This is a genomic window from Microbacterium sp. MMO-35 (assembly GCF_037147555.1).
Lineage (GTDB): Bacteria > Actinomycetota > Actinomycetes > Actinomycetales > Microbacteriaceae > Microbacterium.
In genome coordinates this window covers 182,287-194,980 of sequence record NZ_JBBCVH010000002.1, presented here as the reverse complement: position 1 = coordinate 194,980, position 12,694 = coordinate 182,287, and the positions used below count along the sequence as shown (strand labels likewise).

Annotated in this window: 13 protein-coding genes; all 13 read right to left on the bottom strand. The window is 70.5% G+C overall.

The genetic code is table 11. From position 1 onward, the window contains the following. Positions 1 to 74: 74 nt before the first annotated feature. Positions 75 to 455 carry a type II toxin-antitoxin system VapC family toxin gene (locus WFJ01_RS04220; RefSeq protein ID WP_336628308.1) on the bottom strand — a complete coding sequence of 127 codons (381 nt, stop codon included), beginning with the start codon at positions 453 to 455 and terminating at the stop codon, positions 75 to 77. Next, complete coding sequence (locus WFJ01_RS04215; protein ID WP_251439708.1) at positions 452 to 709, bottom strand: hypothetical protein; 258 nt, start codon at positions 707 to 709, stop codon at positions 452 to 454. The genes WFJ01_RS04220 and WFJ01_RS04215 overlap by 4 nt, the downstream gene beginning before the upstream one ends. A 48-nt stretch (positions 710 to 757) precedes the next feature. Then, complete coding sequence (locus WFJ01_RS04210) at positions 758 to 2,338, bottom strand: Rieske 2Fe-2S domain-containing protein (RefSeq protein WP_251439707.1); 1,581 nt, start codon at positions 2,336 to 2,338, stop codon at positions 758 to 760. A 99-nt stretch (positions 2,339 to 2,437) separates the two neighbouring features. Next, a complete protein-coding gene (locus WFJ01_RS04205; protein ID WP_336628307.1) occupies positions 2,438 to 5,395 on the bottom strand; it encodes a DEAD/DEAH box helicase in 2,958 nt (985 codons plus the stop codon). A 148-nt stretch (positions 5,396 to 5,543) separates the two neighbouring features. Beyond that, positions 5,544 to 5,954, bottom strand: a complete 411-nt coding sequence (nusB, locus tag WFJ01_RS04200; protein WP_233309511.1) for a transcription antitermination factor NusB — start codon at positions 5,952 to 5,954, stop codon at positions 5,544 to 5,546. Positions 5,955 to 5,957: 3 nt separating this feature from the next. Next, positions 5,958 to 6,521, bottom strand: a complete 564-nt coding sequence (gene efp, locus WFJ01_RS04195) for an elongation factor P (RefSeq protein ID WP_251439705.1) — start codon at positions 6,519 to 6,521, stop codon at positions 5,958 to 5,960. A gap of 107 nt (positions 6,522 to 6,628) precedes the next feature. After that, positions 6,629 to 7,087, bottom strand: coding sequence for a type II 3-dehydroquinate dehydratase (gene aroQ, locus WFJ01_RS04190; RefSeq protein WP_251439703.1), 459 nt, complete (start codon positions 7,085 to 7,087; stop codon positions 6,629 to 6,631). 12 nt (positions 7,088 to 7,099) lie between these two features. Continuing rightward, the gene (locus WFJ01_RS04185; protein WP_336628306.1) at positions 7,100 to 7,615 is read right to left on the bottom strand and encodes a GNAT family N-acetyltransferase; all 516 of its coding nucleotides are present in this window, start codon (positions 7,613 to 7,615) and stop codon (positions 7,100 to 7,102) included. After that, on the bottom strand, positions 7,612 to 8,730 hold the full coding sequence (gene aroB, locus WFJ01_RS04180) for a 3-dehydroquinate synthase (protein WP_251439700.1): 1,119 nt from the start codon (positions 8,728 to 8,730) through the stop codon (positions 7,612 to 7,614). The genes WFJ01_RS04185 and aroB overlap by 4 nt, the downstream gene beginning before the upstream one ends. Continuing rightward, positions 8,727 to 9,254 carry a shikimate kinase gene (locus WFJ01_RS04175; RefSeq protein WP_336628305.1) on the bottom strand — a complete coding sequence of 176 codons (528 nt, stop codon included), beginning with the start codon at positions 9,252 to 9,254 and terminating at the stop codon, positions 8,727 to 8,729. Before WFJ01_RS04175 ends, aroB begins: the two co-directional genes overlap by 4 nt. Beyond that, positions 9,241 to 10,470, bottom strand: a complete 1,230-nt coding sequence (gene aroC, locus WFJ01_RS04170) for a chorismate synthase (RefSeq protein ID WP_336628304.1) — start codon at positions 10,468 to 10,470, stop codon at positions 9,241 to 9,243. Before aroC ends, WFJ01_RS04175 begins: the two co-directional genes overlap by 14 nt. A gap of 45 nt (positions 10,471 to 10,515) precedes the next feature. Then, entirely contained in the window at positions 10,516 to 11,337 is an 822-nt protein-coding gene (locus WFJ01_RS04165; RefSeq protein ID WP_336628303.1) for a shikimate dehydrogenase, read from the bottom strand. A 1-nt stretch (position 11,338) separates the two neighbouring features. After that, positions 11,339 to 12,694 carry an endolytic transglycosylase MltG gene (mltG, locus tag WFJ01_RS04160; RefSeq protein WP_336628302.1) on the bottom strand — a complete coding sequence of 452 codons (1,356 nt, stop codon included), beginning with the start codon at positions 12,692 to 12,694 and terminating at the stop codon, positions 11,339 to 11,341.

Here is a 12,694-nt window from a genome sequence, read left to right as displayed (position 1 = left end):
CGGCTCCCTTCTCCGCCTCACGGGACGGTGTTAAAGGTTGCTTCTGAAGTATGAACCGAGTCTACCTGGTTTGCTCAGGCGCCGAGCACGGGCACACCACGCTCACGAGCGACGTCGGCAAGACGCTGGTCGAACGTCGCCAGTGTGGCGCCCAGCTCTTCCGTCGTCGCGAGCACAAAGGCATCCGGCAGCTTGAGCCGGGACTCGGCACAGAGCCTCGCCACGCGAACCGGTTCGTCCAGGAGAGGCGCGTGGCGCTCCACGCCCAACCGGGCGACGTCCTGCACCGCCTCGTCCTCGCGCCCCTCTCGCACCGGCCACACCAGCGTTTCCGCCAACGTGACGGGGTGCAGCACCAGATCCTCCTCGGTATCGAGGATCTCCATCGACTCATCGGCGTGCGGGTCGTCGGGCGTCCAGAACGCGATGATGACGTTCGCGTCGACGACGATCATTCGGGCCAGTCCTTGCGGAGCTCTTCGAGGTAGCCCGGCGGATAGGCATACTTGCCGCGGGTCTCTTCCAGGACCTTGCGCCGTTCGGCCCTCCGTGCCGCGCGCTTGGCCGCCAGGGTCTCGCTTCCCGCCTCAGCCAGTCGTGCGACGAGCTCCGACCGGGACGCCCCCGGCCATTCCTTCGCGGCCAGTTCGAGTCCCGCGGCGAGTTCGGGCGTCTGCGTCACCTGGATGCGCGGGAGTGTGGTGGCCATGCGTCCAGTGTACCGCTCGGCGCGTGAGTGGTACAGAACCCCGCGCGTTCAGGGGGCTTCGCTCAGCGCCGCCTCCGTGACGGGATCGAGCTTCGCCGACCGGATCGGGTGACCGCTCGTCGACAGGCATCGGCCGGTCTTCAGATCCCACTTCCAGTCGTGCATGCTGCAGGTGAGCACGCCGTCCTCGTCGACCGAGCCGGTGCGGGTGAGGTCCGCGCGCAGATGCGGGCAGCGCCGCTGCACGACCCAGTCGCCGATCTCGGCGTCCTCGGTCTGGTCGGTCTGCTCCTGATACCAGTTCTCGACGTACTCGATGCGGTCGACCGAGAGGCACTTGAGGAACGTCGTGAGGAACTCGTTGAACTTCCCGCTGCGTCCCACCGAGAACTGCATCGACAGGAAGATCGAGTTGGACCAGTCGATCTCGTGGTCGGCGATGTTCGTCGAGACCAGGTCGGCAGGGATCGTGTACCAGTAGATGCACTCCTCCCCCGCGTACTCGCGCACCTTGGCCCGGGGGAAGTCGACCACCATGTCGAGGTCGCCGATCCGGAAGCGCACGTTGCCGCCGACGCCGAGGCGGATGGTGCGCGACTTCTTGAGCAGCGGCTCCCACCACTCCTTGATCGCCGCGAGCATCTCCTCGGGCGGGAGGACCGGAGCCCGCCGGGCCTCCTCGTCGCGCAGCTCCTGCTGACGGCTCGCCCGCTGCTCCTCGAGGTAGTCCCACTTCTCGTCGAAGATGTGGAGGAGCTCCTCCTCGGAGTACAGGGTCTGCTCGACGGAGGCGACCGTGCGATCCGCCACGGTCACGACCGTCCCGGGCACGAACAGGTGACCGTCGTACTGCGGCGCGAGCTCGTGCATGTGGGCGAGGAACTGCTTCTGGTCCGTGAAGATCGACTCGCCGTTGCGACCGGTGCCGTTGAAGTCGAACAGCTCGTCGCGCAGGAACATGGGCGGGCCCGCCATCGGGAACACGTGGGGCGCGTCGACCTTCTCGATGTAGTACATCGCGCGCTTGTTCTGCGCCTCGCGCTTGAGGCGCGCGAAGTTCTGCTTGGCGTCCAGCGGCAGGTCGTAGACCATGGGCCACCAGATCGCGCCCGAGACCTGGGTGAAGTACGCGTCCGGCTTGCCGAACTTCAGCAGGCTCTCGAGGTCGAGCGGGTGGGAGTCGTTCTGGTTCAGCACCGAGCCGGAGCCGTCGTCGACGCTCAGCGAGGAGTCCCCGATCGGTCCGTCGCTGGGGGCGCGCAGCGGCGTGATCATGATCTTCAGCTCGCCGCGTTCGATGATCTCCCCCGCCGGCGCGTACGTGATGTTGTCGTACCCGAGCGCGCGGAGATCCCGCTCGAGGTCGTCCGTCGGGTACTCCGGCAGCAGCACCTCGATGTCCTTGCGGATGTAGCGCTCCAGCAGGCGCGGATCGAAGTGGTCGCGGTGCCGGTGCGACACGTAGAGGAAGTCCGCCTCCCGCCCGAGACGCTCCCAGTCGAGACCGCGGTTGTCCGGGAACGGGAACCAGGATCCGTAGAACGACGGACCGAGCACGGGGTCGCAGATGATGTTCCCGCCGGCCGTCTCGATGAACATCCCGGCGTGTCCGAGTCCCGTGATCCGCATGCTTCTCCTCCTGTGTGGACCTGTCGATCCTACCGGGGAGGCTCGCGAGCGACCTGGAGACGGACCGTGCTTAACCGGGATCGCAGTGAAGGAGCGTATTCAGCTCAGCAGCTCGCGGATGTCGTCGGCCGTGAGCTGCTGCGCGAACAGGTCCTCGTCGTCGAGGACGGCGGAGAACAGCCGCGCCTTGCGCTGCTGCAGGGCGAGCACCTTCTCCTCGATCGTGTCCGCTGCGATCATCCGGTAGATGAAGACCGGATGGATCTGGCCGATCCGATGCGCGCGATCGGCCGCCTGCGCCTCGGCCGCCGGGTTCCACCAGGGATCCAGCAGGAACACGTAGTCGGCCTCGGTGAGGGTGAGCCCGGTGCCCCCGGCCTTGAGGCTGAGCAGGAACGCATCCTGATCGCCGTCGCGGAACTCCTGCACCACGCGGTCGCGGTCGCGCGTGGATCCGTCCAGGTAGGAGACCCGCAGCCCCGCACGGCGCAGGCGCTCGGCGGCGAGCCCCAGGAACGAGGTGAACTGGCTGAAGACGAGGGCGCGATGGCCCTCCGCCCGCAGCTCGATGAGCCGCTCCGCGAGCTCCTCGAGCTTGCGCGAGGCGACCCCGGTGTCGTCCGGATCGATGAGCACCGGCGCGAGGCTCAGCATCCGCAGCATCGTGAGCGAGCGGAAGACGATGAACCGCTGCCGATCGAGATCGGGCAGCAGGCCGAGGATCTTCTGCCGCTCGCGCTGCAGCACGGTGTCGTAGCGGTGACGGTGCGCAGGGCTCAGCTCCACGCGAAGCACCTGCTCCTGGCGCTCGGGCAGTTCGGGCGCCACCAGCTCCTTGGTGCGGCGGATGAGCAACGGCCGGATCCGCCGGCGCAGCAACGCGATGCGTGCGCGCCGGTAGGGCGCACCCTCGGCGTTCTCCGGCACCTTGCCCTGTTCGATCGGCTGGATGAAGTCCTCGCGGAACTTCCGGGCGGAGGGGAACAGCCCCGGCGACGTGAGGCTCAGGATCGCCCAGAGCTCCGCCAGGCCGTTCTCCAGCGGCGTGCCGGTGGCCGCGTACACGGCCCGGGCGTCGAGGGCCGCCACCGCCTGGTGCTGCTTCGTGGCGGGGTTCTTCACATGCTGCGCCTCGTCCAGCACCACCCCGGCCCAGCGCTGCCCCGCGAACTCCTCCGCATCGATGCGGAGCAGCGTGTACGACGTGATCACGACGTCTGCGCCGGCGACGAGCGGCGCCAGGCCGACGCCCGCGGCATCCCTGGTGCGGTCGGCGACGACGACCTTCAGGCCCGGGGCGAAGCGTTCCGCCTCGCGCCGCCACACCGGCAGCACCGAGGTCGGCGCGACCACCAGCCACGGCGCATCCCGGTCGCCGCCCGTGACGTCCTCCTCGCGGGCGTGCGCGATGAGCGACAGCAGCTGCACCGTCTTGCCGAGCCCCATGTCGTCGGCGAGGATCCCGCCCAGCCGGTGCTGCCAGAGCCGGGCGAGGCGCGTGAAGCCTTCGTGCTGATAGGGCCGGAGCTCTGCCCCGATGCCGGCCGGGAGCGGGACGGGGTCGCTGCCGGGATCGGCGCGCAGAGTCTGCACCGCCGCCCGCCAGCCCTGGGCCGACGCCGTCTCGTCCGCGAGATCCTCGAAGTCCTCCCACAGCGCGAGCCGGGTGCGCGGGATCCGCGGCCCCGCCTCCCATTCGGTGAGCTCGGCGGCCTCGTCGAGGAGCTCCTTGAGCCGGTCGAACGCCGGGTGCCGCAGGGAGAACCAGGTGTTGTCGACGAGCTTGAGCTTGCCCTGGCGCAGCGCGAGGGCACGGAACAGCGGCTCGAACGGGATGCTGCGCCCGTCGATGCGCACCACGAAGCCGAGGTCGAGCCAATCGGGGTCGGTGCTCTCCACGACGTTGACGGTGATCGCGGGGTCGCCGGTGAGCTCGGGATAGGCGCGGGGAACGCCCGAGCGCTCGACGACGATCCCGCACTCCTCCAGCGCGGGGGCGAACACCGCGACGAACTCGGCGGCGTCGGCATCGCCGAGTGTGCCGCTGAGCGCGAACGGCAGGCTGGTGATCGCCGTCCAATCCGCGATCACCGCCGGACGGCGCTGCGCCTCCGCGGCGCCGTCGCGGACCGCGGACTCCGCGGCCCTCTCGTCCAGGGGGAAGCGCCGGTAGCCGGGATAGTCCCAGCACAGTTCGTACGCCACGACATCGGCGGGGCGGAAGTCGAGCATGAGCATCGGCACCGGGCGCGGCGGCTCCGGCAGGCTCACTCCGGCGCCCGCGCGGACGTCCGCACCGCGTCGCAGCAGCGGGTACGCCTCCCGGAAGAACACCGCCCGGTCGACGGGCGCCACGCTCACGCCGTCCGAGGACGCGAGCAGTGCGCGGGTGCTGTCCGTGAGCGCCGTCGGTGCCAGCACGAGCTCGATGTCGGCGCCGAGGACCCTGTGGGCGTAGACGCCGCCGGAGCCGATGGGACGGGTCGTCGCTCCCTCGAGCGTTTCGCCGTCGACCACCGTCGACGCGACGACGGTCAGCCCACCGCCCCGGGAGGCGGCCAGGTCCACCGCGATGCGGACATCGTCCGCCCAGCGCAGCCGGGTGCCGCGCTCGGTGGGCACCATCGGGATGCCGACGTCCGCCGCCGAGCCCAGGTGCGGCCACAGCAGCGGAGAGGCCACCGGATCCAGCAGCAGCCAGTCGCCCGCCGTGCCGGAGAGCAGGGAGTCCCGGGAGATGCTGAGCAGGTCGGCGAACCAGCGCGAGTGCGCGGGGGCGTACCGCGTCCCGGGGCGGCGCACCGCGTCCCAGTCGGCGTCGGATTGCACCCAGGCGTCGTCGGCGTCATTGCGGCGCAGCGGGCGGACGGCGAGGAACAGCTCGCCCGGATCCCTCGCCAGATCGCGCGCGGTCGCCGTCCGCAGCGGGCGCGATCCCCAGTGCCGGGAGTCCGCCCTGTCGCGGCGGCGCAGCTCGACGCCGAGCGCCAGAGGAACTCCGCGTGCGGCGGCGGAGGGCAGCAGGACGCGCCAGTCGTCGGCGTCAGCGGAACTCATGATGACCCATCCTGGCGCGGGCTACGGACACCGCAGTCCCGTCCTCGGAACGTCCGGAGACGCTTCGGGGCGCAGGACCGGAATACCCGGTTCCTGCGCCCCGAAGAAGAAAGGACACGCCCGAAGAGGGAGGACGTCGCGCGACCGGTCAGGCGGAACGGGCGACGCGCGCGAGCACGCCGTGCACGAACGCGCCGGACTCGTCGGTGGAGAACTCCTTCGCGAGCTCCACGGCCTCGTCGATCGCGACGGCGGTGGGCACCTCGTCGTTGTGCAGGATCTCCCACACGCCGATGCGCAGCAGCGCACGGTCCACGGCCGGCATCCGCTCGAGCTTCCAGTCGCGGCTGTGCGTGGTGATCTGCTCGTCGATCTCGTCGCGGTGGTCGATGATCCCGTCCACGATCTCGCGGCCGTACAGCCAGGATCCCTCGCGGGCGGGCTCGGCCGCCGCGCGCTTGGCCTCGGCCGCCAGGGTCACCGCGAGGTCGTCACCGCGCACGTCCGCGGAGAAGAGGATGTCGAGGGCGCGCTTGCGCGCCTTGGTCCGAGCGCCCACGCGTCAGTCGTTGATGCGGCCGAGGTAGCCGCCCGTGCGAGTGTCGACCTTGACCTTGGTGCCGGTCTCCAGGAACAGCGGCACCTGGATCTCGTAGCCGGTCTCGAGGGTCGCGGGCTTGGTGCCCGCCGAGGAGCGGTCGCCCTGCAGGCCGGGCTCGGTGTAGGTGACCTCGAGGACGACGGAGGCCGGCAGCTCGATGTAGAGCGGGTTGCCGTTGTTCAGTGCGATCTGCACCGACTGGTTCTCCAGCATGAAGTTCTTGGCGTCGCCCACGGTCGCGGCGGCGACGTTGATCTGGTCGTAGTCTTCCTGGTCCATGAAGACGAAGTTGTCCCCATCGGTGTACAGGTAGGTGAAGTCGCGGCGGTCGACGTTCTCGATGTCGATCTTGGCGCCGGCGTTGTAGGTGCGGTCGACCACCTTGCCGCTGACGACGTTCTTCAGCTTGGTGCGCACGAACGCGCCGCCCTTGCCCGGCTTCACGTGCTGGAACTCGATGACGTTCCAGAGCTGGCCGTCGATGGAGAGGACGACGCCGTTCTTGATGTCTGCGGTGGATGCCATGGGTCTGAGAAGTCCGTTCCTGAAGTCTGCGCGGCCGATCGGCCGACGTCCCATCTTACGGGATGCCCACCGAAGGGCCGATGGGAGGCCAGAAGGGCACCGTGGTGTCAGCCGTCGGCCTGGCCCGCGATCAGCAGGATCAGCCGGCGCGTCGCGGTGGCGTAGCCCTGCACGCCCTCCCCCACCACGTGCACCGCGGCGACGTCGGTGAGATAGGAGTGGTGCCGGAACTCCTCGCGCGCGTAGACGTCGGAGATGTGCACCTCGGCGAACGGCAGCGCGACGCCGGTGAGCGCATCGCGCAGCGCGACCGAGGTGTGCGTATAGGCCCCCGCGTTGATGACGATGCCGGCGCAGTCGTCCGCCGCAGCGTGGATCGCATCGAGCAGGACGCCCTCGTGGTTGCTCTGCACCGCCCGGATCTCATAGCCGTACGCGGCCGCCGCGTCCGCGGCGATCCGCTCGACGTCGGCGAGCGTCGCGGATCCGTAGATCCCGGGCTCGCGCCGGCCCAGCAGGTTGAGGTTCGGCCCGTTGACGAGCAGGAGGCGGCGCGGCGTGGTCACAGGGTCACGGTATCAGCGCGAGGAGGGCACGACCGGGCGCACCATCACGTACTCCTGGCCGTTCTCGAGTTCGGTGATCTCGCCGGTGCGGGTGAAGCCGCAGCGTTCGTAGGCGGCCTGGGCGCGATGATTGTCGACGTGCACCTCGAGGGTGAGGCCGGTGAAGCCGCCCTCCGCCGCCCAGGCGGCGCACTCGTCGAGCAGCGCCTCGATGGCCCCGGCGCCGCGATGTCCGTCCGCGACGTACACCCCGACGACGAGCGCCGACTCCGCGGCGTCCCGGCTGCCGATCACCGTCGCCGAGCCGGACCAGGCGCCGTCCTCGGCGATCGTGACGAACTGGCCGTTCGGCCCGCCCTCGGCGGCCTGCGCGGTGCGATGCTGCCAGAACTCGTCCGGCTGGGCCGAGGCGTTCTCATACTTGTCCAGGAACGCGAGCGCCGCGATCGGATCCCGCAGCGCCCGGAGCCGCAGTTCGCGCACCTGCTGCCATTCGCCCGCCTCGACGCGGCGCACGGTGACGCTCACTCGGCGACCTCCTGATAGGCGGCGAACAGGAGCGATTCATCCGGAGCCTGCAGCACCGTCGGCTTCGCGATGCCGTCGAGCACGATGAAGCGCAGCATGCCGCCGCGGCTCTTCTTGTCGCGCTGCATCGTCGACAGGAGCGTCGGCCAGGCGCCTCCGCGGTAGGAGGTGGGGAGTCCGAGCGACTCGAGCACCGTGCGGTGCCGGTTCGCGTCGTCGTCGGAGAGACGCCCCGCGAGCCGCGACAGCTCGGCGGCGAACAGCATGCCGACCGAGATCGCCGCGCCGTGACGCCAGCGGTACCGCTCCGCGTGCTCGATCGCGTGCCCGAGCGTGTGGCCGTAGTTGAGGATCTCGCGCTGACCGTCCTCGCGGAAGTCGTCGGAGACGACCGTCGCCTTCATCCCGATCGCGAGCTCGACCGCGCGACGGAACTCCGGCGTGAGCGGGTCCACGGCGCGCGACGGATCCGCCTCGATGATGTCGAGGATCTCGGGCGCCCAGATGAAGCCCGCCTTGACCACCTCGGCGAAGCCCGCCGTGGCCTCGTTCTGACTGAGGCTGGACAGCTGGTCGAGATCGCCGATCACGGCGCGAGGGGCCCAGAAGGCGCCCACGAGGTTCTTGCCCTCGTTCGTGTTGATTCCGGTCTTCCCGCCGACCGCCGCGTCGACCAGGCCCAGGACCGTGGTCGGCACCTGCACGACCTGGACCCCGCGCAGCCAGGTGGCGGCGACGAAGCCCGCGAGATCGGTGACCGCGCCCCCGCCGTAGCCGACGACGGCATCCGTGCGGGTGAAGTCGGCCTGGCCCATGATCTGCCAGAGGAACTGGGCGACCTCGATGCGCTTGCCCTGCTCGGCGTCCGGGATCTCGGCGAGCAGCACCTCACGGGGACCGTTCGCGGTGTCCGCGAGGATGCGGTCGCGCAGTTCCGCGGCACGATCCGCGAGCGTCGGCGGGTGCACCACCAGCACCTTGCGCACCGAGGGCGCCAGCTCCGCGGAGACGCGATCGAGGATGTCCCGACCCACCGTGATCTCGTACGGGGTGCTCCCCGTCACCGTGATCGTCGTGGTGCCGTCGTCCGCCGTCTCGTTCTGCTGGGCGCTCATGCCCGTCCTCTCATCCATTCCACGATCTGATCCGCCACCCGCGACATCGGCACCCGTGAGGTGTCGAAGCGCGCATCGGCGACTTCCTCGTACAGCGCACGGCGCTCCGCGAAGATCCTCGTCCAGCGGTGCACGGGGTCCTCCTCGCCGTGCAGCAACGGCCGATCCGTACCCGAGATCCGCTCCGCCACGGCCTCCGGGGAGACCGTGAGCATCACGACGGGGACGGTGCGCAGCAGGTCGCGCGTGTCCTCGGACAGCACCGCTCCCCCGCCCAGGGAGATCACGCCGCCGCCGGCGATCGCCTCGGCCACCTGTTCCCGCTCCCACTCGCGGAACCGATCCTCGCCGTGCTCGGCGAAGATCGCCGGGATGGATCCGTGCTCGCGGACGATCGCCTTGTCGGTGTCGACGAAGCGCCAGCCCGCCGTCCTCGCGACCCTCCGGCCGACACTGGTCTTGCCCGCGCCCATGGGGCCCACGAGCACGAGCACCTCCGGCGCCGCGGACTCAGCCGAGCTCATCGTGCAGGATCAGCGCCGCCTCGGACGCCGGCGTGGTGCGCAGCTCGTCGGGGATGGCGGCGAGGTACGCCTCGAGGTTGCGCCGGGTCTCGGCCACGTTGTCGCCGCCGAACTTCTCCAGCACGGAGTTCGCGAGCTCGATCGCGACCATGGCCTCGGCCACAACGCCCGCGGCCGGGACGGCGCAGACGTCGGAGCGCTGGTGGTGAGCGGTGGCCTGCTCCCCCGAGGCGACGTCGACGGTGCGCAGCGCGTGCGGGATCGTCGCGATCGGCTTCATGCCGGCGCGCACGCGCAGCACGGTGCCGGTGGACATGCCGCCCTCCGTGCCGCCGGCGCGGTCGGAGCCGCGGCTGATGCCGTCGTCGGTCGCGAAGAGCTCGTCGTGCGCGGCCGAGCCGCGCCGGCGGGTGGTCTCGAAGCCGTCGCCCACCTCGACGCCCTTGATCGCCTGGATCCCCATGAGGGCGTAAGCGAGGCGGGCATCGAGCCTGCGGTCCCAGTGCACGTGTGAGCCGAGCCCCGGCGGCAGGCCGTAGGCGAGCACCTCGACGATGCCGCCGAGGGTGTCGCCGTCCTTGCGGGCGGCATCGACCTCCGCCACCATCAGCTCGCTCGTCGCGGGATCGAAGCAGCGCAGCGGATCCGCATCCAGTGCATCGACGTCATCGGGGGTCGGCAGGGCGGATCCCTCGGGAACCTGCACAGGCCCGATCGACAGCGTGTGGCTGACCAGGCGGATCCCGAGCTCGCCGAGGAATGCGCGGGCCACCGCGCCGAGGGCCACACGTGCCGCGGTCTCCCGGGCGCTCGCGCGCTCGAGGATCGGCCGGGCCTCGTCGAAGCCGTACTTCTGCATGCCGACGAGGTCGGCGTGGCCGGGCCGCGGACGGGTCAGTGCGGCGCTGCGCCCACGGGACTTGTCCGTCAGCTCGACGGGATCGGCGCTCATCACCTCGACCCACTTCGGCCACTCGGTGTTGCCGATGCGCATGGCGATCGGGCTGCCGAGCGAGAAGCCGTGACGCACTCCGCCGGAGATCGTCAGCTCGTCCTGCTCGAACTTCATCCGGGATCCACGCCCGTAGCCGAGCTTGCGGCGCTGCAGATCGGACTGGATCGCCTCGCGGGACAGGGGCACGCCCGCGGGCAGGCCCTCCATGACGGCAATGAGTTCGGGGCCGTGCGATTCGCCGGCCGTGAGCACGCGGAGCATTCCCCTAGTCTCCCATGTCGGAGGAGCCGCACCGCCCGGATGACTTCAGCGCAGAGCCGCCCGCATCGCCTCGAGCACCGCGGGCTCGTCGGGAAGCTCCTCGTCCGGGGTGCCGTGCAGGAAGATCCTGATCTGCGCGACCGCCTGGTGCAGGAGCATCTCCAGCCCGGTCAGCACCGGCGCAGCCGTCCAGGCCTGCGCGAGCGCCGTCGGCCATGGGGCGTACGCGGCGGAGAACAGCGCTCCTCCGTCCGCCGCCAGCGCGGCCGCGGCCGCCACGGGAAGCGTCACGTCGCCGGGAAGCGTCGACACCGTGAGGTCGACCGCGGTGGCGGGACCGTCCAGGGCGCGCACTGCGGCGCGCAGCCCGATCCGCTCGCCGAACGCCGCCAGCTCCTGGGCCTGCTCGGCGCGTCGGGTGCGCACCTCGACCTCGACGACTCCGAGCCGCAGCAGGGAGACCAGGGCCGAGCGTGCCGTCGCGCCGCCCCCGAGCACGCGCGCCGTGCGGCTGCCGCCGAGCCCGCCGGCGCGCAGGGCCTCGGTCAGCCCGCGGACGTCGGTGTTGAACCCGCGGACGCGCTCGCCGAGCAGCAGGGTGTTCACCGCCCCGGTGAGGAGGGCATCGTCATCGCGCTCGTCGGCGCGCGCGAAGGCGCGCTCCTTGAGCGGCATCGTCAGGGAGAGACCCCGCCACGTGCCGTCCAGTCCGTCCAGTGCCGCATCGAACCCGGCGACGTCGACCCGACGCCTCCCGTAGTCCCAGTTCAGGCCCAGCACGCGATAGGCGGCGCCGTGCAGGTCGGGCGATCGGCTGTGATCGATCGGATCGCCCCACACGGCCAGCCGCGACGGACCGCTGCTCATGTCAGCAGCCCGAATCCGGGTTCGCCTTGCACCAGTCCTGCCATTGCTTCACGGCCGCCTCGTGCTCGGCGTAGGTCGTCGAGAACACGGTCTCGCCGGTGTCGAGGTTCACGGTGACGAAGTACAGCCAAGGGCCGTCGGCGGGATGCATCGCCGCATCGATCGCCTTGTCGCCCGGATTCGCGATGGGCGTCTTCGGGAGGCCGTCGATGACGTACGTGTTCCACGGATTGTCGTCGTTCTGCGCGGCATCGGAGGTGCTCGCCGAGCCGCTGTGCAGCTCGCCGTAGCCGTACTGCGCCGTGGAGTCCATCTGCAGCTTCATGCCCTGATCGAGGCGGTTCTGGATCACCCGGGACACCTTGTAGAAGTCGGCCTCGGCGCGCGCCTCGCGTTGGATGATCGAGGCGATGGTGAGTACGCGCTGCTCATCGGCGGAGGGGACGGAAGCCGCGGCGAGGGAGTCCCTCGTGCGCTTGACCATCGTCGAGACGACGTCCTTCGCGGTCGCACCCGGTGCGAACTCGTACAGGGCGGGGAACAGCCAGCCCTCGAGCGAGGGGGCGTTCACGCCGTAGTCCGCGGGTGTCTGCACCGCGGCCTGGAGATCCGCGAGCGGTACGTCCACGCTCTTGGAGATGCGCTCGATCGTCTCGGCCACCGTGTAGCCCTCCGGGATCACCGCGGAGTTCTGCATCTTGTTCTGCGGGTCGTTGAGCGCCTTGAGAGCGGCGGCCGCGGTCATCTTCAGCTGCAGCTTGTAGACGCCCGGGTAGAACGTGTTGGCGACGTTGTCCTTCACCAGCATGGTGTAGAACACGTCGGAGGTCTTGGTCACGCCCGCCTTGTAGAGCGCCTCGGAGACCTGCTGCCCGCTGTCGCCCTTGTTGATGGTGACGAGCGCGTTCCCCGTCGCCTGCCCCGCCTCGTAGTCCTTGGACGGGCCCCAGCCCATCGTCTCGCTGATCTTGGCCCCGTAGGTGTTCCACACCCACAGGCCGCCGGCGGCTGCGCCGCCGACGAGGACGAAGACGATGATGAGGGCGACCAGGCATCCGCGTCGCCGCTTGTGCTTAGGCACCGCGGGCGGCTCCGCCTCGTGACGGAAGAGGGCTTCCAGCGTCGCGTGCGTCTCGTGGTGCTCGGGCGCCGCGTTCGGCGCAGCCGGCGCCTCCGAGCGCTCCGGTGCCCAGGCGCCGGTGCTGGCCGCCTCGCGTGCGGCGCGTCGGGATCCCGGGGCGGCTGGCGGGTCGGCCGGAGCCGGCGTCTGCACCTGGGGATCGGGCAGAGCCCCGAAGAGGTCGTGCAGGGCGGGCTCGTGCTCGGGCGTGGCGGCCGATTCGGATCGGTCGGACAT

Coding starts and splice junctions, on each gene's coding strand:
- WFJ01_RS04205 (WP_336628307.1), bottom strand. CDS start 5,395: ATGAGTTCCGCTGACGCCGACGACTGGCGCGTCCTGCTGCCCTCCGCC.
- WFJ01_RS04220 (WP_336628308.1), bottom strand. CDS start 455: ATGATCGTCGTCGACGCGAACGTCATCATCGCGTTCTGGACGCCCGAC.
- WFJ01_RS04165 (WP_336628303.1), bottom strand. CDS start 11,337: ATGAGCAGCGGTCCGTCGCGGCTGGCCGTGTGGGGCGATCCGATCGAT.
- mltG (WP_336628302.1), bottom strand. CDS start 12,694: ATGTCCGACCGATCCGAATCGGCCGCCACGCCCGAGCACGAGCCCGCC.
- efp (WP_251439705.1), bottom strand. CDS start 6,521: ATGGCATCCACCGCAGACATCAAGAACGGCGTCGTCCTCTCCATCGAC.
- WFJ01_RS04175 (WP_336628305.1), bottom strand. CDS start 9,254: ATGAGCTCGGCTGAGTCCGCGGCGCCGGAGGTGCTCGTGCTCGTGGGC.
- WFJ01_RS04215 (WP_251439708.1), bottom strand. CDS start 709: ATGGCCACCACACTCCCGCGCATCCAGGTGACGCAGACGCCCGAACTC.
- aroB (WP_251439700.1), bottom strand. CDS start 8,730: ATGAGCGCCCAGCAGAACGAGACGGCGGACGACGGCACCACGACGATC.
- WFJ01_RS04210 (WP_251439707.1), bottom strand. CDS start 2,338: ATGCGGATCACGGGACTCGGACACGCCGGGATGTTCATCGAGACGGCC.
- aroC (WP_336628304.1), bottom strand. CDS start 10,470: ATGCTCCGCGTGCTCACGGCCGGCGAATCGCACGGCCCCGAACTCATT.